At 66.0% G+C, this 20,868-nt stretch carries 17 protein-coding genes and 3 pseudogenes; 13 read left to right on the forward strand and 7 right to left on the reverse strand.

Annotated features, from left to right (window positions below; genetic code table 11):
- A pseudogene (locus tag ASJ79_RS28035) lies at window positions 1–669 on the reverse strand (malate synthase G); the annotation flags it as partial.
- A gap of 78 nt (window positions 670–747) precedes the next feature.
- Here ASJ79_RS28035 and ASJ79_RS35295 point away from each other — a divergent pair.
- From ASJ79_RS35295 to ASJ79_RS34585, 9 genes and pseudogenes are all read left to right on the forward strand, one after another.
- Window positions 748–945, forward strand: a pseudogene (locus ASJ79_RS35295) (helix-turn-helix domain-containing protein); the annotation flags it as partial.
- A gap of 75 nt (window positions 946–1,020) precedes the next feature.
- A complete protein-coding gene (locus tag ASJ79_RS28040) occupies window positions 1,021–1,545 on the forward strand; it encodes an IclR family transcriptional regulator (RefSeq protein ID WP_231751071.1) in 525 nt (174 codons plus the stop codon).
- Window positions 1,546–2,278: 733 nt separating this feature from the next.
- Complete coding sequence (locus tag ASJ79_RS28045; RefSeq protein WP_082754109.1) at window positions 2,279–3,880, forward strand: ABC transporter substrate-binding protein; 1,602 nt, start codon at window positions 2,279–2,281, stop codon at window positions 3,878–3,880.
- Window positions 3,881–4,003: 123 nt separating this feature from the next.
- Window positions 4,004–4,963 carry an ABC transporter permease gene (locus ASJ79_RS28050; RefSeq protein ID WP_197420407.1) on the forward strand — a complete coding sequence of 320 codons (960 nt, stop codon included), beginning with the start codon at window positions 4,004–4,006 and terminating at the stop codon, window positions 4,961–4,963.
- Window positions 4,956–6,734, forward strand: coding sequence for a dipeptide/oligopeptide/nickel ABC transporter permease/ATP-binding protein (locus ASJ79_RS28055; RefSeq protein WP_197420408.1), 1,779 nt, complete (start codon window positions 4,956–4,958; stop codon window positions 6,732–6,734). Before ASJ79_RS28050 ends, ASJ79_RS28055 begins: the two co-directional genes overlap by 8 nt.
- A complete protein-coding gene (locus ASJ79_RS28060; protein ID WP_067962378.1) occupies window positions 6,731–7,813 on the forward strand; it encodes an ABC transporter ATP-binding protein in 1,083 nt (360 codons plus the stop codon). The genes ASJ79_RS28055 and ASJ79_RS28060 overlap by 4 nt, the downstream gene beginning before the upstream one ends.
- A gap of 26 nt (window positions 7,814–7,839) precedes the next feature.
- Complete coding sequence (locus tag ASJ79_RS28065; RefSeq protein ID WP_067962381.1) at window positions 7,840–9,144, forward strand: LLM class flavin-dependent oxidoreductase; 1,305 nt, start codon at window positions 7,840–7,842, stop codon at window positions 9,142–9,144.
- A gap of 74 nt (window positions 9,145–9,218) precedes the next feature.
- Window positions 9,219–10,253 carry a flavin reductase gene (locus ASJ79_RS34580; protein WP_231751072.1) on the forward strand — a complete coding sequence of 345 codons (1,035 nt, stop codon included), beginning with the start codon at window positions 9,219–9,221 and terminating at the stop codon, window positions 10,251–10,253.
- Window positions 10,254–10,315: 62 nt separating this feature from the next.
- Window positions 10,316–10,417, forward strand: a pseudogene (locus tag ASJ79_RS34585) (hypothetical protein); the annotation flags it as partial.
- Here the strand turns inward: ASJ79_RS34585 and ASJ79_RS28080 are convergent.
- Window positions 10,414–10,893 carry a MarR family winged helix-turn-helix transcriptional regulator gene (locus ASJ79_RS28080; RefSeq protein ID WP_067962384.1) on the reverse strand — a complete coding sequence of 160 codons (480 nt, stop codon included), beginning with the start codon at window positions 10,891–10,893 and terminating at the stop codon, window positions 10,414–10,416. The pseudogene ASJ79_RS34585 and the gene ASJ79_RS28080 sit on opposite strands and share 4 nt — an antisense overlap.
- Window positions 10,894–10,973: 80 nt before the next feature.
- Between ASJ79_RS28080 and ASJ79_RS28085 the strand changes: the two genes are divergently transcribed.
- On the forward strand, window positions 10,974–11,573 hold the full coding sequence (locus ASJ79_RS28085) for an FMN-dependent NADH-azoreductase (protein ID WP_231751073.1): 600 nt from the start codon (window positions 10,974–10,976) through the stop codon (window positions 11,571–11,573).
- 83 nt (window positions 11,574–11,656) lie between these two features.
- Here the strand turns inward: ASJ79_RS28085 and ASJ79_RS28090 are convergent, their stop codons facing one another.
- Complete coding sequence (locus ASJ79_RS28090; protein WP_067962387.1) at window positions 11,657–12,457, reverse strand: crotonase/enoyl-CoA hydratase family protein; 801 nt, start codon at window positions 12,455–12,457, stop codon at window positions 11,657–11,659.
- Window positions 12,458–12,525: 68 nt separating this feature from the next.
- Between ASJ79_RS28090 and ASJ79_RS28095 the strand changes: the two genes are divergently transcribed.
- From ASJ79_RS28095 to ASJ79_RS28105, 3 genes are all read left to right on the forward strand, one after another.
- Window positions 12,526–14,187: an acyl-CoA synthetase gene (locus ASJ79_RS28095; RefSeq protein ID WP_067962389.1), complete on the forward strand. Its 1,662-nt coding sequence runs from the start codon at window positions 12,526–12,528 to the stop codon at window positions 14,185–14,187.
- Entirely contained in the window at window positions 14,177–15,298 is a 1,122-nt protein-coding gene (locus ASJ79_RS28100) for a nitronate monooxygenase family protein (protein ID WP_067962392.1), read from the forward strand. The genes ASJ79_RS28095 and ASJ79_RS28100 overlap by 11 nt, the downstream gene beginning before the upstream one ends.
- A 61-nt stretch (window positions 15,299–15,359) precedes the next feature.
- Window positions 15,360–15,755 carry a VOC family protein gene (locus tag ASJ79_RS28105; protein WP_067962400.1) on the forward strand — a complete coding sequence of 132 codons (396 nt, stop codon included), beginning with the start codon at window positions 15,360–15,362 and terminating at the stop codon, window positions 15,753–15,755.
- Here ASJ79_RS28105 and ASJ79_RS28110 read toward each other — a convergent pair.
- The 4 genes from ASJ79_RS28110 to ASJ79_RS28125 are packed head-to-tail and all read right to left on the reverse strand — an operon-like array spanning window position 15,692 to window position 20,739.
- The gene (locus ASJ79_RS28110; RefSeq protein WP_369803785.1) at window positions 15,692–16,447 is read right to left on the reverse strand and encodes a helix-turn-helix domain-containing protein; all 756 of its coding nucleotides are present in this window, start codon (window positions 16,445–16,447) and stop codon (window positions 15,692–15,694) included. The two genes, ASJ79_RS28105 and ASJ79_RS28110, sit on opposite strands and share 64 nt — an antisense overlap.
- Window positions 16,405–17,538, reverse strand: coding sequence for a Rieske 2Fe-2S domain-containing protein (locus ASJ79_RS28115; protein ID WP_067962406.1), 1,134 nt, complete (start codon window positions 17,536–17,538; stop codon window positions 16,405–16,407). The genes ASJ79_RS28110 and ASJ79_RS28115 overlap by 43 nt, the downstream gene beginning before the upstream one ends.
- Window positions 17,535–19,082: an FAD-binding protein gene (locus ASJ79_RS28120; RefSeq protein ID WP_082754112.1), complete on the reverse strand. Its 1,548-nt coding sequence runs from the start codon at window positions 19,080–19,082 to the stop codon at window positions 17,535–17,537. Before ASJ79_RS28120 ends, ASJ79_RS28115 begins: the two co-directional genes overlap by 4 nt.
- Window positions 19,066–20,739 (reverse strand): AMP-binding protein, encoded by a 1,674-nt coding sequence (locus ASJ79_RS28125; RefSeq protein ID WP_067962410.1) that lies wholly within the window; start codon window positions 20,737–20,739, stop codon window positions 19,066–19,068. Before ASJ79_RS28125 ends, ASJ79_RS28120 begins: the two co-directional genes overlap by 17 nt.
- Between the last annotated feature and the right edge of the window lie 129 nt (window positions 20,740–20,868).

Consider the following 20,868-nt stretch of genomic DNA (forward strand, 5'->3'; position numbering starts at 1 on the left):
GGCGCCCTGGTATCCGACCAGTTGGCGCGGGTCGGCGAGGCCGGTGCAGCCGAACGCGGTCTCGGCGACCAGAGCGCCGTCCCGGACGGCGTACGCCGTGACGTCGGTGTGTGAAGCCGAGTCCAGCGGGAAGGTCTCGTCGAGGAAGGCACGCGCGCGGGCGATCACGGCGGCGCCGCGGACCATGTTGTAGGAGGATGTGCGGGTCCGCCCGTCGCTCTCGTCAACAGCATCCGTGCCGTAGAGCGCGTCGTAGAGGGAGCCCCACCGGGCATTGGCGGCGTTGACGGCGAAACGGGCGTTGAGTAACGGGACGACGAGCTGAGGTCCCGAAGTGGTGGTCAGTTCGGCGTCGGCACCGTGTGTGGTGATGCAGAAATCCGTAGGCTCGTCGACCAGGTATCCGATTGCGCGAAGGAAGTATTCGTAGGCCTCTGGATCGTTCGTCGAATGTGTGCGATCTGCGTGGTACCGGTCGATCTGCGTCTGCAGGGACTCGCGGCGTGCGACAAGCTGCCGGACTCTCGGTGCAAGATCGCCGACGATGGCGGCCGCACCCTCCCAGAACTCCCCCTCATCCACCCCGGTTCCCGGCAGTGCCTCGTTACGGACGAACTCAAACAGCTCTGCGGAAACCTTGAGGCCCCCGATGTCGAAGATGGAAGTCATGCGGGCCTTCCTGGAATTCCAAATAATGGAATAGTGTGATCAATTAACGGAACTATTATGACTGCAGGAAGGTGTCAAATGTCAACGGCGCCAACTACACCCTCCAATGACGGACGTTCCGGCCAAGGTGCCCAGACGGTACATCGCGCTCTCGACATCCTTGAGCTGGTAGCCCACGCCGGGTCAAGCGTCACTCTCGCGTTCATCGCGGACCAGAGCGGACTTGCCCGTCCAACGGCGCACCGCGTGTGTCGGACTCTCGTCGACCGGGGCTATCTCCGCCAGCTCGGCGACCGAAGTTATGTGCTTGGACTTCGGCTTGTGCAACTCGGTAACGCTGCGCACCGGGTCGTGGGCGCCGACGCACACCAGATCCTCGGAGAGTTGGTCGAGGAGTTAGGGGAGACCGCAAATCTCGCGATACTGGTGGGTGATCAGGCTCAGTATGTAGCGCAGGTTCCCTCTCGCAACATGATGCGTACCTTCACCGAGGTCGGACGTCGGGTCGACCTGTACAGCACGGGCGTGGGAAAAGCTCTGCTGGCGCAGCTTGGCGACGAGGCGGCCCGGTCGGCCATACGCAACTGCGGTTTTGCGCCTTTGACGCGGTACACGATCACCACCGCCCCCGCATTGTTCGAGGAGCTGCGAGCGATTCGCGAAAGGGGCTACGCGCTCGACGAGCAAGAGCAAGAGTTGGGAGTTCGTTGCGTCGCCGTGACGATCCCCACGCCCGAGTTGGCGGACATTGCGATGTCGATCTCGGGTCCTATCACGCGCCTTACCGACGACATGGTGGCACGAGCTGTGCCTCTACTCCATTCGTGCGCGGAGAGACTGGCCGCCCAAATCGGGCATGGGCTACGTGCACAGTGATACCCCAGGCCGTTGAAAAAGACACGCCTACTGAGAATTTCCGACAAGGGGAGCAGTTCGGTCGTCGCTGAAGACCGGCACGGAATCCGCGGTGGGCCAGACGTGGCAAGCAGGGCCGGTCATGCCATGGCCGGCGACCCGGTCGACGGCACTGTGGTTGGGAATCGAATCATTGCATCGGCGTTCATCACTCCCTCGTCAGTTCCTATCAGCTGTTTCAATTAAAGTGAATTGTTGTCACGGGGCCGTTAAATCCATGTTGCGCTGATGGGCGTTCTCGTTACAACTGGGCTGTGAAGTTCTGCATCTCTGCTCCTCTGACAGCGCATGGTGAACCTGCAGAAAGCGTGTGCTCGCATTCCACATACAGACGTCGACATCTATGGACCCCCAGCCGGTTTCGCTTGTAGCGCTTAGTTGAACCCATACCTTCCCAACCCTTGCGATGCAGGCGCTATGGCCCTATCCTTTCAAACATATTGAATTCCTGTTGGCGAGTCGGGGACGATCGTGTTACCGGCGCGGACATGCCTCAGCAGCGCGTTCAATATGGTTGCAAGGCGGCGAGTGGGTGTAGATCTTTGTTTCCGCGGCAGTTCTTCCTACCGCCGGAGGTACTTGTACCGAAGCGTCCGAGGTTGTCCTCGCTGCTCAAAAGCTGAGTTGTGTTGTGGTCATACAAGTTTGGTGAGTAAGTGCCTTCTGCGGCACCTTTCAGGAAGGAACGCTTGTGATGAAGAGCAAGTTGATCGCCGCAGTGGCGGTCGTTGTTCTCGCAACCACCACGGCATGTGGAGGATCGGGTGGTGCGCCGGGCGGGTCGGGTGAGCCGTCTGCGGGTGGCACTCTCCAATTGGCACTGCGAGCAGACCCGCCGAACCTGAACCCCAATCTCTCGGTGGACGTGGGCATGCTCGACATGGCTCCGCTCTGGGCAGAAGGTTTGGTTGATCTCGATGCCAGTCTGCAGCCGGTTCCGCAGCTCGCAGAATCTTGGGAGATCAGCGACGATGCAACGGAATACACATTCCGATTGCGGGACGACGTCAACTGGCACGACGGTACGCCGTTCACAGCGGACGATGTCGTCTACACCATCAACGAGGCGCTGCAGTTCGCGCCCACTGCGGCTCGATTCGCCGAGTATGTGCAGGGTGCTGAGAAGATCGACGACCACACCGTCGTGGTGAAGCTGACCGAGCCTTACGCCGCCATCATGGTCGGTTTGTCCCGTGCCGTGACCGGCATCCTGCCCGCGCATCTGTATTCCGGCACGGACATCGCGAGCAACCCCGCCAACGTCGCACCAGTCGGTACCGGTCCGTACAAGTTCGTCAGTTGGGATCGTGGTCAGCGCATCACTTTCGAGAAGAACCCCGATTACTGGGTTGCTGACGAGCCGAAATTCGACGAGGTGACCTTCCAGGTCCTCCCTGACGATTCGGCACGCATCGCCGGGCTCCGCCGCGGTGAGATCGGCTGGGCGCCACTCGACGAGCTCCCCACCGCACAGCTCTCATTGCTCGACTCCGATCCGAACGTGGTCAAGCTGACTGACATCGGCGATGTGAACACCGTTCTCCTCTTCTTCAACGCGGAGGAGGGGCCGACTTCCGACCTACGGGTGCGCAAGGCGATCGCTACCGCCGTCGATCGCGAGCAGATCAACCAGACGGCCTTCCCCGGGCAGGGCGTGGCGTCGACCACGGTGCTACCGGCGGTGTTCAGCGAGCTCGCATCGCAGGATCTCACCTGGGACAGCGCCTACCCACGCGACATCGAAAAGGCGAAGGCCCTACTCGATGATGCAGGCTTCCCCGCAGGCTCCGACGGCACACGAATGACCTTGCGGTTCACCGCTAATCAAGGAGACGAGTTCACTTCGCTCGCCAACATCATGGTCTCGCAGCTCGCGCCGCTCGGTATCCGCCTGGACATAAGCCAGCCGGACAACGAAAGCCGCAATGAGGCGGTCTACCACCAGGGTGATTTCGATCTGTTCGCCACTACCTACACCAGCTTCTTCGACCCCGCGCTCGGCGTGCACCGTGCCTACACCTGCGAACAGGTGGGACAGACTTCGGGTAACGCGTCGCGCTACTGCAACCAGGAACTAGAGGCGGCGTTCCGGGAGGCCGACGCGGCGCGATCGGTCGAGGAACGGGCTGCGGCCTACGAGAAGGCGACTCAGATCATCATGGACGACGTGCCCGCGCTGGCTCTGGTGAACCGGCAGGATGCCGGCTACGCCAGCGCTCGGATCGGTGGCCTGGAGGAGCAGTTCGCCGTCGGCGCGGGGCGCCCGGATTGGGCAATCGCGCATTTCGCCGGCTGAACGACGAACACGAGGCGTCAGACGCTCGGGCCTCGGATCGACGACCCCAGCGTCGATCCTAGGGCTCGACCCGACTGCTGAAAGCGTCGTAACCACCGGTTCTGAATCAACTTTGGAGGAATGATGCGAGGCCAGGCCGGCTTACGGCTGCTACTGGTGGTCCCCACCCTGCTCGCAATACTCTTCGTGCTGTTCGCTCTGATGAACTTCGCACCCGGTGACCCGGTCAGCGCGTTCGTGGGCGACTACCCCGTGCCCGATGCCTATCGGCAGGCGGTCATCGAGACATACAGCCTCGACGCGAGCTTCTGGCAACAGTTCCTCGCCTATCTCGGACAGTTGCTCCAGGGCAACCTCGGCTACTCCTACGCGTCGAGCGCCGACGTGACCACGCTGATCGGATCGAGGCTGCCGGCGACACTGATCCTGGTCCTCAGCGGCATGGCAGTCGGGGCGCTGCTCGGCATTCTTGTCGGCCTGGTGAGTGCCGTCATCTCCCGGCGGGGAGCGGACGCCGCCATCAACACGACGGTGTTGGTCGCCTTCGCGGTGCCTGGGTTCTGGCTGGGGCAGATCCTGGTACTGCTGTTCGCCGTCAAGCTCCAGTGGTTCCCCGCCTCCGGCCTGCATAGCTACGGGGTCGAGGGTTTGCAACTTTTCGCAGATTCGCTGTGGCATCTGGTGTTACCTGTGACCGCACTGTGCGTCCTCGAATTCGCTTCGATCGCGCGGATCATGCGGCAGTCGACATTCGACGTCCTCGCGATGGACTACATCACCACTGCCGAGCTCCAAGGTCTGTCCCGGCGCCGGATCGTGCTCAGGCACGTGCTACGAAACGCCAGCCTCCCGGCGATCACCGTCATCGGATACCGATTCGGCCAGGCGCTGGCCGGTGCTCTGCTCATCGAGAAGATCTTCGGCTGGCCCGGCATGGGGCTGCTGCTGGAGGAAGCCGTGTTGCGGCGTGACACCCAGACGATCCTGGGTGTCGTCCTGGTCATCGCTGTTCTGGTGCTCGCCGCCAACGTACTCGTCGACATCACCTACCGTATCGCCGACCCGAGGATCCGCCGTGGCTGACGCGACAACTGTGCCGGCCCCTGACATCGGCTCGCGTGCGTTGAGTCAGCGCGCCTGGTTTAGATTCTTCCGTCAGCCGACTTCGATCGTCGGCCTGATCCTCGTTGTGATCTTCTGCGGGATGGCGGTGGCCGCGGATTGGATCGCACCATACGACCCCACGCTCATCGTGGGTGCGCCACTCGAACCGGCGGGTGATCGATTCCTGCTCGGCACAGACAATCTCGGTAGAGATGTGCTCAGTCAGCTCATCTACGGAAGTCGTGCATCGGTGTATGTCGGCATACTTGGAGCGCTGGCTTCGACGACAATCGGAATCCTGATAGGAGCTGTCGCAGGCTATTTCGGTGGACGTATCGACACCGTGCTCATGCGCGTCGCCGAACTGTTCCAGGTACTTCCCGCGCTGATCGTGGCCTTGGTGATGGCGGCACTCTGGGGTGGCAGCCTGATGCTCGTCGTCATCGTCATCGGAGTCACCACCTGGCCGAACGAGGCTCGGATCATGCGGGGGCAGGTGATGTCGCTGCGCGACCGGGATTTTGTGAACCTGGCCCGCACCAGCGGTTTCGGACCGGCGCACATCCTCTTCTCCGATGTCATACCCAACGCGATCCCGCCGTTGATCGTCCAAGCGGCGCTCGGCGTCGGTGGCTCGATCCTGGTGGAGGCCGGCCTAAGCTTCATCGGCGTCGGCGACCCCAACGCCGGCAGCTGGGGGCAGATGCTCAACATCGCCCAGCCCTATCTGCCCGTCGCGCCGTGGCTCAGCATTCTCCCCGGCCTGGCGATCGTCCTGATGGTCCTCGGGTTCAACCTGATCGCCGACGGGCTGAACCGCGCGATGAGTCCACGCGGCTCGGCGGCCGCGGCCAAGCAACGAGCGCGGGTGCTGCTCCGCCGGCTCAAACCGTCTGCGAAGGTTACCGAGAAGCCGATCCTTTTGCCTCACGGCGAGCCTGCACCGTTGCTTGAAGTCGACGACCTGCGCGTGTGGTTCGACGCGCACGGCACCCAGGTGAAGGCGGTCAACGGCGTGAGCGTGACCGTTGCGGCCGGCGAGTGTGTTGGCGTGGTGGGCGAATCGGGGTCCGGCAAGTCCACGTTGGCCCGAATGGTGACCCGGCTGCTTCCACCGGTGAGCATCAGCCAGATCGGGGGCGACGTCCGGCTCGACGGCCAGGAGGTGCTGTCGATGTCGGAGTCCGCGCTGGCCCGGTTCCGCCGGGGGCGCATCTCGATGGTGTTCCAGGAGCCGCTCAATCACCTCAACCCGACCATGCGGATCGGCGCCCAGATTGCAGGTGGGCTGCCACCAGGGCTGTCCAAGGCCGAGCGGAAGGCGCGCGTCGACGAACTGCTGGCCAAGGTCGAGTTGCCGTCAGCGCTGGGGATCGCCCGCCGCTACCCCCACGAGCTCTCCGGGGGGCAACGACAGCGGGTCATGATCGCGCTCGCACTCGCATTGGAGCCGAGACTTCTCATCGCCGATGAGCCCACCACCGCCCTCGACGCGACCGTTCAGGCGCAGGTTCTGAACACGCTGATGCGGCTGCGGGAAGAGGAGAACCTCGCCATCTTGCTCATCACCCACGATCTCGGCTTGGTGGCCAGCATGTGCGACCGCGTGTATGTCATGCGCGGCGGTGAAGTCGTCGAGTCCGGCGAGCTGGCATCGGTGTTCCAGAACCCAGAGAGCGACTACACGCGTGAGTTGTTGGCCGCCCGTCGGGACGGAAGCGGCCTCACCGAGATCGGAGGTCCCAGATGAACACCGCACCGTCACCCGACGCCGCGACTGCTGCTCATCTCGCCGAGCAAGACCCGGCCTCGACCGTACCGATCCTCGAGGCCGTCGATCTGCGCTGCGAGTTCGGGCGATCGCGCTTCAGAAAAGAGTCTGTCGTTCATGCGATCAACGGCGTCAACCTCCAGGTTTTCCGGGGTGAGACGGTCGGGATCGTCGGTGAAAGCGGCAGCGGTAAGAGCACGCTCGCCAAAGCCCTGCTGGGACTTGTGCAGCCGGTGGAGGGAGCGGTGCGCTTCGAAGGTGACGATATCGGCAGACTTTCCAAGGAGTCGCGACGCCACTATCGGCGCAGTGTGCAGGCGGTGTTCCAGGACCCCGGCGCCTCGTTGAACCCACGCAAGACGGTCGGGCGGATCGTCGGCGAGACCATGATGCTGCACGGCCTGGCAACTCGCCGGGATGTCAGACGACGGGTTGGCGAGGTGCTGGACTCGGTGAGCCTGTCGGCGTCGTACTATCACCGGCTGCCCGATCAGCTCTCGGGCGGTCAGAAGCAGCGCGTTGCGATCGCACGTGCCATGTCCATTAGCCCGCAGGTGGTGATCGCGGACGAAGCGCTTTCAGCGCTGGACGTGTCGATCCAGGCCCAAGTTGTCGACCTGATGAACCGCCTGCGGGCAGAGCGGAATGTCGCCTACGTCTTCATTTCCCACGATCTGGCTCGAGTCAGTGAGATCGCCGATCGGGTCGCCGTCATGTATCTCGGACGCGTGGTTGAAGCAGGGCCGGTCGACGAAGTGATGACTCGACCGCGGCATCCCTACACCAAAGCACTTCTCGCCGCGCAGCTGCGCATAGAGCCGGCGGGTAACGGCCAGCGATTCAACGTGCTGAACGGCGAGATCCCCTCGCCCAAGCGCCTGCCCAGCGGATGCCCGTTCCACACCCGATGTCCGGACATGGTGGAGGCCTGTCGCACTGTCCGGATCGAGGAGCTTGAGTCACCCCAACGTCCCGGCGCCGACCGCTTGACCCATGCCGCCTCGTGCGTCATTCATCGCCAACCGCCGAACACGGCTCGACAGAGGGAGATTGGATAAAAATGAACGTAACCCCTGGAGCAAAGATGATGCACCTCAACGTCTTTCTGTCCACGGCCGGCTACCACTCCGGCAGCTGGCGTCGCCCGGGCAGCCGCTCTGACGAACTGTTGAGCATCGACGTCGCCGCCGATATGACGCGCGTAGCCGAACGGGCGAAGATCGATGCCGTCTTCATCGCCGACTCACTCGGAGTCGACAGCACCGTTCGCAAGGCACCCCGGCAGACCGAACTCGAGCCGGTCACCATGATGGCGGCGCTGGCAATGGTCACCGAGCGGATCGGGCTGATCGGCACTCTGTCCACAACTTTCACCGAGCCGTTCAACCTGTCCCGCTACCTCGGCTCGATCGATCACATCAGCCGCGGCCGCGCAGGCTGGAACATCGTCACCTCCACGGGCGGTCAACACAACTTCGGTGTCGAGCTGCCCCCGCACGACGAGCGTTACCGGCGTGCCTACGAGTACATGGAGGTCGTCAAGGCGCTCTGGGACAGCTGGGACGACGACGCCGTCGTCAACGACGCCGCTTCAGGTTTCTGGGTACGCCCAGAGCGTATCCACCGTATCGACCACCACGGCGAGTACTACCGTGTCGACGGTCCCGCTCACCTGCCGCGCTCCCCGCAGGGCTGGCCGGTGCTCGTTCAAGCCGGCTCCTCGAAGGAGGGCATGGCCTTCGCTGCTCACCATGCTGAAGTCGTCTTCACTGCGCAGAACGACCTCGCCAAGGCGCAGCAGTTCTACGGTGAGATGGGCAAGCTCTGCGCTGGACTCGGCAAGCCGGCGCCGAAAGTACTTCCGGGGCTGATGCCCGTCCTCGGCTCTACTGAGGAGGAGGCTCAGCGGCTTTTCGATGAACTCGGCAGTTACATCGACGTCGAGACCGGCCTGATCAAGTTGGGGAACTACATGCCCGGCATTGACTTCTCCGGCCTCGATCTCGACGAACCCGTCCCGCTCGACTTGATTCCCGATGTCGACGAAAACGAGGCGATGCGCAGTCGCTACGAAGGCTTGCACAAGCTCGCGGTCGATGAGCGCAAGACACTTCGCGAACTGATGCTGTCGGTGACGCGGTCCATCGGACACAAGATCTCCATCGGTACGCCTGAGCAAGTGGCCGATGAGATGGAGCGATGGTTCCACGAAGACGCCTGCGACGGATTCAATCTCCAGATCGCCTACAGCCCGGGGGCAATGGACGACATCGCCGAGCAGCTAGTTCCTGAGCTTCAGCGCCGTGGCCTCTTCCGCATCGAGTACGAGGGCGCCACCCTGCGTGACCACCTCGGTCTGGCGCGGCCGACAGACCGCAGCCAGCGATAGGGACGATACCCGCCGAGCCCGACACCACCGGCTGGCATGCAGTCTTCACGAATCTTGCTGCAGAAAGTGAGCACATGCAGATCGCCGTCGTCACCGGCAATCCAAAACCGCAGTCCCGTACCCGCGCGGTGGCCCACGCGCTCGCCGACTCCATCGTCGCGCCGTTCGACGACGTTGTGGTGCGAGACATCGACCTCGCCACCGTGGCCGACAGGCTTTTCGTGCAAGACGATGAGGAGATCGTCGAGCTCAACGCGCAGGTAGCCGCCTCAGATCTTGTGCTGGTGGCCTCACCGACGTACAAGGCCACCTACACCGGGCTGCTGAAGGCGTTCCTCGACCGGTACCCGACGAACGGCCTGGCCGACGTCATCGCCGTGCCGGTCATGACCGGCGCCTCCGAACTGCACGCTCTGGCGGTGGAATCCTCGCTGCGACCGCTTCTGGTCGAGTTGGGAGCCGGCGTGCATACCCGGGGGCTGTACTTCGTAGCCGACCGGATGGACGAGCTGAACCAGATCGTGGCCCGGTGGGTGGACGACCACGCGGCTGTCCTGCGGAACCTCTTGGCCGTTCGAAGGAAAGCCGCGGGAACGACCGACGCGCGCACGTCCGCCGCTCCGGCAGCGGCCATCGACGCCGACCGGCTTCGGGGGGTCGTTGGCGGATTCTGCTCGGGAATCACGGTGGTCACCGGGATGGAGAACCAGCGTCCGTTCGGCATGACGTGTCAGTCGTTCTTCTCGTTGTCGCTGAACCCGCCGCTGATCGTGTTCTCACCGCAATTGACATCGACGACCTATCCCCACTTGAGGAAAACTGGCGATATCGTCGTCAATATCCTTGCAGAGGAACAGCATCCGCTAGGGCGCCAGTTCGCCCGCAGCGGCGCCGACAAGTTCTCAGGCGTTGCGTGGCAGCCGGCGGGAAACGGTGCGCCCCTGTTGTCCGGAACAGTGGCCGCGGTCGAATGCACGATCGTCGACGAGCAGATCGTCGGCGACCATTACCTCGTCGTCGCGCGGGTGACGGGGCTCCACGAGGCTCGCGAACAGCGCCCGCTGCTCTACTTTCGGAGCACCTTCGCGAGGCTCGGGGCGCCGCTGTGACTGTGATCAGCGACGGCGGGGGTACATCGATCGACCGAAAACCCAGGCAGTCGGGTTTCGGTCTGGCCGACGAGAACATGCTGCCGCTGCGCTCGGCGAACTTCGTCAGCGGCCTGGAATCGATGCCGGTGGTGTTCACCCCGTCGAAATCGGTTCAGGCTTAGCACCTTTGGTCTTCAGCGCACCCCTCTGCCGGGACTTCCGGACCGCCTCCGGTGACGGCCGCGGCTCGTTGCAGCAGTCGGTGCAGTGTGGCCTGCTCGTCGATGCCCAGGGCTGAGAACAGCCGCTGTTCCAGTCCGGCCAGCGCGTTCTCGATCTCGGCCAGTCGATCGGCGCCCTCCGGTGTCAGCACGACCGTGTGCCGTCGTCGGTCCGCCGGCGACCGTCGTCGCTCGACCAGGCCTGTCGACTCCAGCTCGTTGAGCAGGGCCACCACGTTCGTCGGGTCGATGCCGAGCGCCTCGGCGAGGCCGGCTTGGCTGTGCTCGCCGAAATCACGTAACAACGTCAAGCCGACGACGTGGCGCGGGCGCAGCTGGAAAGCGGCCAACTCGACTTCCGCGGCGCCACGCAGCCGACGGGCGAGCAGATCCAGCAGGGGACCCAGCAGCTGGTCCCGTTGCACGCCCTCGCTCACCTGCGCAAGCGTACGGGAATAGGAGAGTCGCCAATCTGGTATAGATGGTTTGTGAACCACAAACCATCTATGGAGGAGTAATGGTGTCTCGTCTTCTGCACCTCGATTCATCGGTACAGGGGGACGTGTCGGTCAGTCGCCGGCTGACGGCCCGCGCCGCCGAACGCTGGTTGGAGGCCCACCCCGGCGGGATCGTGACCTATCGCGACCTGGCCGCTCACCCGCTGCCTCACCTCGATCCGCGGACCTCCGCGGCGCTCAGCGCCGAGCTGGTCGACGAGGTCAAGGCCGCCGACACCGTGCTGCTCGGCCTGCCGTTGTACAACTTCGGACCACCCAGCACCGTCAAGGCCTGGGTCGACCACATCGTCGCGCCCGGCTTGTCGATCGACGAGAGCACCGGTGACGGCCTGCTGGGCGGAACCGAACTGGTGGCCATCGAGACCCGCGGCGGTGGCTACGGCCCCGGAACGCCGCGCGAAGGCTGGGACCACGCCCAGACCTGGTTGACCCATGGAGTCTCGCTGACGGGTCTGCGACCACGCTTCGTCGTCGTGGAACTCACCATGGCCGAAACCAATCCCGCGATGGCCGGGCTCAAGCCTCTGGCGGCGCAGAGCCTCGCGGACGGCGAGGCCGCCATCGACGCGCTCTGGGAGGCCGGCCGGAACGCCGCCTGACGCCGAGCCCCGCGAGATTGCATTCCAGCAGGGCCCTTCTCGATCTTCTTCTGCTGGAATGCCATTTCGGCGGGGGAGGGGGGTCACTTCATCTGGAAGTTGGGGGCGCGCTTCTCCTTGAACGCGCGCGGGCCTTCCTTGGCGTCCTCGCTCAAGAAGACCGGGATGCCGTTGGCGGTGTCGGGCTTGAACGCCTCTTCCTCGTGCAGCCCCTCGGCCTCGCGGATGGTCTTCAGGATCGCCTGCACCGCCAGCGGCCCGTTGTTGTTGATCACCTCGGCGATCTCGAGCGCCTTCTCCAGCGCGGTGCCGTCCGGAACGACATAGCCGATCAGGCCGTACTCCTTGGCCTCGGCCGCGGTGATGTGGCGCCCGGTCAGCAGCAGGTCGCACGCGATGGTGTACGGGATCTGGCGGGGCAGCCGCACCGCCGACCCGCCCATCGGGTACAGGCTCCACTTCGCTTCCGAGATACCGAATCTCGCGCTCTCGCCCGCGACACGGATGTCGGTGCCCTGCAGGATCTCCGTGCCACCGGCGATGGCGGGACCCTCGACGGCGGCGATCAGCGGCTTCTTCAGCCGGCGCCCCTTGAGCAGGCCCTCGATCTTCGACGGGTCGTAGCTGCCGTCCTTGAACGAGTCACCCGGCGGCTTGTTCGACGCGGCCTTGAGGTCCATGCCGGAGCAGAAGTAGCCGCCGGCGCCGGTCAGGATGCAGGTGCGGATCTCGGGATCGTCGTCGACGCGGTTCCACGCGTCCACCATGATCGAGAGCATCTCAGTGGACAGCGCGTTGCGCGCCTCCGGCCGGTTCAGGGTCACGATCAAGGTGTGTCCGCGCTGCTCAACGACGGCGTCGGGGCCTTTCTCGGGTGAACTCACAGGTGTCCGCCTTTCCTCGTCGAAGACAGCGACTTGTCTGGAAATGTAACACGTTCTAGTTTAGAGCCGTGGCCCTGAACATCGCCGATCTCGCCGAGCACGCCATCGACGCCGTGCCTGACCGCGTCGCCCTGATCTCAGGCGACGACACGCTGACCTATGCCGAGTTGGAGGACAAGGCCAACCGGTTCGCGCACTATCTGCTCGACCAGGGCATCAAGAAGGACGACAAGGTCGGCCTGTACTGCCGCAACCGCATCGAGATCGTGATCGCGATGCTCGGCATCATCAAGGCCGGAGCCATCCTGGTCAACGTCAACTTCCGCTACGTCGAAGGCGAGTTGAAGTACCTGTTCGACAACTCGGACATGGTCGCGCTGGTGCACGAGCGCCGCTACGCCGACCGGGTGGCCAACGTGCTGCCCGAGACGCCGAACGTCAAGACCGTCCTCGTCGTCGAGGACGGGTCTGACGACGACTACCAGCGCTATGGCGGCGTGGAGTTCGAAGCCGCGCTGGCCCAGGGCTCGCCCGAGCGCGACTTCGGCCCCCGCAGCGAGGACGACATCTACCTGCTCTACACCGGGGGCACCACCGGATTCCCGAAGGGCGTGATGTGGCGCCACGAGGACATCTACCGGGTCCTGTTCGGCGGCACCGATTTCGCCACCGGCGAGCCGATCGCCGACGAGTACGGCCTGGCCAAGCAGGCGGTGGAGAACCCGCCGATGGTGCGCTACCCGATCCCGCCGATGATCCACGGTGCCACCCAGTCGGCGACCTGGATGGCGCTGTTCTCCGGGCACACGACCGTGCTGGTGCCCGAGTTCGATCCCGACGAGGTCTGGCGCACCATCGAGAAGCACAAGGTCAACCTGCTGTTCTTCACCGGTGACGCGATGGGCAGGCCGCTGCTGGACGCGCTGCTCGCGCACCAGGAGGAGGGCAACACCTACGACCTGTCGTCGCTGTTCCTGCTCGCCAGCACCGCGGCGCTGTTCTCCACCAGCATCAAGGAGAAATTCCTCGAGCTGCTGCCCAACCGGATCATCACCGACTCGATCGGATCGTCGGAGACCGGCTTCGGCGGCACCAGCATCGTGGCCAAGGGGGAGTCGCACACCGGCGGCCCGCGCGTCACCATCGACAAGAACACCAAGGTGCTCGACGAGGACGGCAACGAGATCGAGCCCGGGTCGGGCAAGCGCGGCATCATCGCCAAGTGCGGGCACATCCCGGTCGGCTACTTCAAGGACGAGAAGAAGACCGCCGAGACGTTCCGGACCTACAACGGTGTGCGGTACGCGATTCCGGGTGACTACGCCGAAGTCGAGGCCGACGGCACCGTGACGATGCTGGGCCGAGGTTCGGTCTCGATCAACTCCGGCGGCGAGAAGATCTACCCCGAAGAGGTCGAGGCCGCGCTCAAGGGTCACCCGGACGTGTTCGACGCGCTGGTGGTCGGCGTGCCCGACCCGCGCTTCGGTCAGCACGTCGCCGCGGTCATCCAGCCGCGCGACGGCGCCCGCCCGTCGCTGGCCGAGCTCGACGCGTTCGTGCGCAAGGAGATCGCGGGCTACAAGGTGCCGCGCAGCCTGTGGTTCGTCGACGAGGTGAAACGGTCGCCGGCGGGCAAGCCGGATTACCGCTGGGCCAAGGACACCACCGAGGAGCGGCCGGCCGACGAAGTGCACGCCAACCACGTGGGAGCCCAACAGCATGCGAACTGAACTCTGCGATCGCTTCGGCATCGAATACCCGATCTTCGTCTTCACGCCGTCGGAGAAGGTCGCCGCGGCGGTCAGCAAGGCCGGCGGCCTCGGGGTGCTGGGCTGCGTGCGGTTCAACGACGCCGACGACCTCGAGAACGTCCTGCAGTGGATGGACGCCAACACCGACGGCAAGCCGTACGGCGTCGATGTCGTGATGCCGGCCAAGATCCCCACCGAGGGCACCTCGGTGGACATCAACAAGCTCATCCCCGCCGAGCACCGCGAGTTCGTCGACAAGACGCTCGCCGACCTCGGCGTCCCGCCGCTGCCCGAGGATGAGGAGCGCTCCGAAGGTGTTCTGGGATGGCTGCATTCGGTGGCGCGCAGCCACGTCGAGGTCGCGCTCAAGCACCCGATCAAGTTGATCGCCAACGCTCTGGGTTCACCTCCCAAGGACGTCATCGACCAGGTCCACGCCGCCGGTGTTCCCGTCGCCGCGCTGGCCGGATCGCCGAAGCACGCGCTGCGCCACGTGGAGAACGGCGTCGACATCGTCGTCGCGCAGGGCCACGAAGCGGGTGGACACACGGGTGAGATCGGCTCCATGGTGCTCTGGCCCGAGATCGTCGACGCGCTCGACGGCAAGGCCCCGGTGCTGGCCGCCGGCGGCATCGGCACCGGCCGGCAGGTGGCCGCCGCGCTGGCGCTCGGCGCGCAGGGCGTGTGGATGGGGTCGGCGTTCCTGACCTCGGCCGAGTACGACCTCGGCGTGCGGCTGGAGTCGGGCCGATCGGTGATCCAGGAGGCCATGCTCAAGGCCACCTCCGCCGACACCGTGCGCAGGCGCATCTACACCGGCAAGCCGGCCCGGCTGCTCAAGAGCCGCTGGACCGATGCGTGGGACGCCGAAGGCGCACCCGAACCGCTGCCGATGCCGCTGCAGAACATCCTGGTGAGCGAGGCCCACCAGCGGATGAGCGAGTCGACCGATCCGACCACCGTGGCGATGCCGGTCGGTCAGATCGTGGGACGGATGAACGAGATCCGTTCCGTCGCCGACATCATCGCCGAACTGGTGAGCGGGTTCGAGGAGGCCACCGAGCGGCTGGACGGCATCCGCGAAGCCTGAGCCGGCCGCGTGTCCGATTCGTTCATGACGACACGTGCGACGGTTGACTAGCGTCGTCGGCATGGACATCCGACCCGCCTCCGCCGCTGTCGAGATCGTCGCCGCCGACCTGGCGCGCTCGCTGGAGTTCTACCGGTTGCTCGGCCTCGACATCCCCGACACCGACGCCACGCACGTGTTAGTGGAACTGCCCGGCGGCAACCGCCTGCTGTTCGACACCGAGGACACCATCGCCGGCATGCATCCCGGATGGACTCCTCCGACGTCGTCGGGGAGGGTGGTGCTCGCCTTCGGGTTCGACTCGCCGGCCGACGTCGACGCGATGTTCGCGCGGCTCACGGCGGCCAGCCACCACGGCGCGCTGGAGCCGTTCGACGCGCCGTGGGGACAGCGCTATGGGACGGTGCTCGACCCGGACGGGACGTCGGTGGACCTGTTCGCCTCGCAGGCGAGCTGACCGGCCGTGACTCCGGCGAGCTCGCGCACCTGCCGCGACAGGTGCGCCTGGTCGGCGTAACCCACGGCGTGCGCGGTGTCGGCCACCGACCGTCCGGTGCGCAGCAGGTCGACCGCCCGCCGGAAACGCAGTATCCGGCGCAGCGTCGCGGGACCGTAGCCGTAGACCGCGAAGCTCTGACGCTGCAGATTCCGCGCCGACCAACCCATCTCATCGGCCACCGACTGCACCGACGCGCCGGCTGCGAAGCGCGTGGTGACGTGCGTCAGCTGAGCCAGCGGCCACGGCGCGGTCTCTCTCGTCGCTGCGCCGCGCACCAGTCGCGCCGCCGCCGCCTGCACCGAGCCGGCCGCGGCGTCCGGTCGCACAGCATCCAGGGCGACACGCGCCCCGCGGAACTCGCCGGCCGGGACGCCGAGCAGACGGGGCAGCGCGCCCGGCCGGAACCGGATGCCGGTGGCGACGGGGCAGTGCTGCTCGGAGATGAACGCGGAAGTGTCGGGCCCGGCGATCATCACCGTGCCGTCCATCTCGATGAGGTCCATGCAACCGTCCGGAAGGATCCGGGCACGGCGCGCCCCCTCCCCGACCCACACGCATTCCGCCAGGTCATGCAGTGGCGCAGGCGCCGGAAACTCGCGGTAGCCCACTACTTCCTGGCCGCCATGTTCTGCTCGACCTCCTGCTGCCACAGGTCGTAGGCGTGGGTGGTGTCGACTTCCTGCTCGTAGCGGTCGGTCATGTCGGCGGTGACGTCGGCCGCGTCGACGTAGAACTGCTGGTACCAGCGGCGGTGCTGGTAGACCGGTCCGTCCTCCTCGGTCAGCAGCGGGTTCTCGATCGGTGACTTGTTCTTCCAGATCTCGACGTCTTCGAGGAAGCCCTCCCCGAAGGACCTGCTCATCGCCGCGGCCAGTTTGGCGGCGTTCTCGGCCGGCAGGCTGGGCATCGCCTGGACGGCCACGCCCCACTGCAACATGAACGAGTTGTGGGTCACGGGGTAGTGGCAGTTGATCAGCGCCACCTCGACCGTGAAGTCCGGCGCGAGGTCGTTGTGCAGCCAGTTGATCATGTACGCCGGTCCGAAGTACGTCGCCTCGGAGCGTAGATACGTTCCCTCCCAGAGCTTTTCCGGATTGGCGACGAAATCGGGGCGGGGCTTGGACTCCATGAACTGGCTGGCGGTGTGCCCCTCGATGACGTTCTTGAAGTAGGTGGGGTAGGCGTGGTGGATGTAGAAGAAGTGCGCCATGTCGACGTTGTTGTCGACGATCTCGCGGCAATGCGCACCCTCGATCAGCACCGAACTCCACTGCCACGGCGACCAGCGACCCTCGTCGTAACCCTCGATCGTGGGCGGGATCAGCTCGGCCGGCGCCGCCGAGCACTCGGGGTCGTGCCACACCAGCAGCTGTCCGTTCACCTCGGTGGTCTGCCAGGAGCGGGTGCGGGCCAGGCGCGGGGTGCGTTTGGCGTAGGGGACCAGCTTGCACCTGCCGTCGCCGCCCCAGCGCCAGTCGTGGAACGGGCAGGCCACCTCGTCACCCTTGACGGTGCCCTGGGCCAGGTTGCCGCCCATGTGCCGGCAGTAGCCGTCGAGCACCTTCAGCTCGCCCTTCGAATCGGCGAACACGACCAGCAGGGTGCCGAAGGCGTTGATGCCGTGTGGTTTCCCGTCACGGAACGCATCCGCCAGCCCGAGGCAGTGCCAGCCCCGGGCGAAACGGGTCATGACCGTGCCGGTGTCGATCTCACGGACGGCACCGTGTGAATGCTCGGTCATAGAGGACCTCCTGCCATGTGCAGCACGGCCAAGTGGCTGAACACCATGCTGGTGCCGATCGGGTTACCGCCCCCCGGATAGGTGGTGCCGCTGGGCGCGGCCATGGTGTTGCCCGCCGCGTACAGTCCGGGAATCACATTGTCCGTCCGATCGAGTACCCGCGCAGCGGTATCGGTACGCAACCCGCCCTTGGTGCCCAGATCCGACACCCCGAACGCGGCCGCGTGGAACGGACCCCTCTCGATCGGATACAGCGGTGGCGCACCTCCGGAGAACGCGCGATCGTACGGTTCGTCGCCGCGGCCGAAGTCCCTGTCGCGGCCCTCGCGGACGAACCCGTTGAACCTCGCCACCGTCTCGACCAGGTTGTCCGGCGGCACCCCGATCGCAACAGCCAGCTCCACGAGGCTGTCGGCGGTGCGCCACAGGCCGGCCGCGACATACTCCTCAGGGTCTGCCATCGAGACGTTGGTCGCCTTCACCGGCGGTACGAGCCCGTCGCGGTCGTCGTAGATCATCCAGAACGGCAGTGTGACAGTGCCGGCGGTCATCGCGTCGAGTACCGCGCGGCCCAAGCGGTCATAGGCTGCGGATTCGTTGACGAAACGCCTGCCCTGATCGTCGACGAAGATCCCGCCGGTGAACCACAGTGCGAACGCCGACGTACCGTCGGGGTGGGTCAGTCCCGGCGACCACCACGCCTGATCCATCAGGTCGACGTCGGCGCCGGCGGCGATGCCGGCCAGATGGGCCAGGCCGCGATTTCCCCACGGCCCCATGGTGTCCCGCGATGTTCCGGGTACGCCGTGGCGGGCCCGCATCTCGTCGTTACGCTCGAAACCTCCTGCGGCCAGCAGCACTCCGCGACGCGCGCGGATGGCCCGGCGCTGCCCGCCGGTTTCGACGATCGCGCCCACGACTGCGCCGTCCCGGACGACGAGCTCGGTCAGCGCGGTGTTCAGCCGGGCCGACGCGTGCGGAAAGCGGGCCGTGGCGGCGAGGAACCGGGCGATCAACGCGCGCCCGCCGACGAAGTAGTCGTCGGGCTGCGGGTGACCGAGCCGGTCGGAGTCCAGCGGTCCGCGGACGAGTTCGCGCAACTGCGGAGCGGCGGCCACCTTGAACGGTTTGGCCGAGATGTGGCGCATGCCGTCGGCGCGGGCCTTCGGGACGTTTCCGAAGTAGTCAGGCCAGGGCAGCAGCGAGAACTTCAGCAGCTCATCGGATTCCAGGTACTCGATCAGTGGTGCGCCGCCGCGGACGTAGGTCTCCTGCAGGGCACGCGGTGTCCGGTCACCGACCACCGCGGTGTAGTAGGCGACGGCGTCGTCGAGGGTGTCATCGGCCCCGGCCCGGACCAGTACCGGGTTGCACGGGAACCACATTCCGCCGCCGCCCGAGTACGCGGTGGTCCCGCCGAACTTGTCGGTCGCCTCCACCAGGATCACGTCCAGGCCTTCCCGGGCCGCGGTGTACGCGCCGGTGACTCCGCCCGCACCTGACCCGGCCACCAGCACGTCGGTGGTCTCATCCCAGGCTGGCATGGTGACTCCTTCCATGCGTCGCGAACTCCGCGTCGAGACCGGCGCGGTCGGCGTCGGTCATCAGCCGGTAGGACGGCCGCCCGCGGCCGGCCCACCGGTAGACCGCGTCGCCGGTGTGCCACCGTTGCGACTGCAACTCCCGTTTGAGCACCTTGTTCGAGCCGGTGGCCGGCAGCTTCGCCGAAACCCGCAGCAGCCTCGGGAAACCCTTGGCGCCGAGATCGTCCTGGCGCGACAAGAACGCGGCGAACTCGTCGACGTCGAAGGAGTGCGGATCGGCGACCTCCACGGCCGCCATCACCTGGTCGCCCGAGCGCGGGTCGGGGACGCCGTACACCGCCGCGGCGATGACGCGGGGATGGCGGCGAAGCACCCGTTCGATCGTCAGCGTGGAGGTGTTCTCGCCGTCGACGCGCAACCAGTCGCCGCGCCGGCCCGCGAAGTAGAGGAACCCGTCGCCGTCGATATAGCCCAGGTCACCGGACCAGTACCAGCCGTTGCGCACCCGCTCGGCGTCGGCGGCGTCGTTCTTGTAGTAGCCCTCGAAATCGCGGGCGCCGCGCCGGTCGACGATCTCGCCGATGGCCGCGTCCGGGTTGAGCACCCGGCCCTGCGGGCCGAGAACCGCTGTGGCACAGGGCTTCATCGTCTCCGGGTCGACGACCGCGACGTCGGCGTGCGCGGGCCGGCCGAGCGCGGAAGGCGGGGCCGCCGGGTCGGGCCTGGCCACCGTGCCGCCCTCACTGGAGCCGTAACCCTCGAACAGCTCCGCGCCGAACCGGCGCCGGAACTCCTTCTGGTCCTCGGGCGAGGCCTCGGTGCCGAAGCCGCGCTGCAGCGGATTGTCGGCGTCGTCGGGCGCCTCCACGGTGGCCATCAGATAGGCCAGCGCCTTACCGACGTAGGTGAAGAAGGTCGCACCGAAATACCGCACGTCGGGCAGGAACCGGGACGCCGAGAACGTCGGGGTCAGACACACCGTGGCCCCGTTGGCCAGGGCCGGCGCCCACAGCGCCATGATCGCGTTGCCGTGGAACAGCGGCATGCAGCAGTAGTCGACGTCGTCGCGGTGATGGCCGAACTTGTCGGTGGCGGCGTACGCGATCCGGGCCAGGCGGCCCTGGCTGCACTTGACCGCCTTCGACGATCCGGTGGTACCCGATGTGAACAACAGCAGCAGCAGCGAATCGGCGCCCACGCCCGGAGCCGCGGCGGGCTCGGACCGGTGCGCCCGCAGCAGAGATTCGTACCCGGGCTCGTCCACGCGCAACACCCGCTCGGCTGCCACCCCGTGGTCGAGGCCGCGCAACCGTCGCGCGCCCGCCGAGTCGGTGACGATCAGATCGCAGTCGGCGTGCCGGATCTCGGCGGCCAGCCCGTCCGGCCCGCGGGTCGGGTTCAGCCCGACGACGGTGGCGCCGGCCAGTGCGGCACCACCGAGCCAGAACACGAAGTCCGGCACGTTTTCCAGCAGCACGCCGACATGCAGCGCGCCGGATTCATCGGCGCGCAGCGCATCCGCCAGCGACGCGCGGGTCGCCGATTCCCGGACCACGTCGTCCCACGTCCAGTCCCGCTCGCGGGTGCGCAGTCCGAGGCGCTGGTCGCCGACCCGGTCGAGCAGCATGGTGGCGATGTCGTCGCGACGGATCGTCATGGCCGGCTGATCGGGTGGACCGGGTCGGCGCAGTCGATGCCCTCGGCGGAGAGCCGGCGTTTGAGGACCTTGAAGGTCTCGGTGCGTGGCAGCGCGGTTGCCGTGCGCACGAACCTCGGCCACTGCTTG

Source organism: Mycobacterium sp. NAZ190054 (assembly GCF_001545925.1).
Taxonomy (GTDB): domain Bacteria; phylum Actinomycetota; class Actinomycetes; order Mycobacteriales; family Mycobacteriaceae; genus Mycobacterium.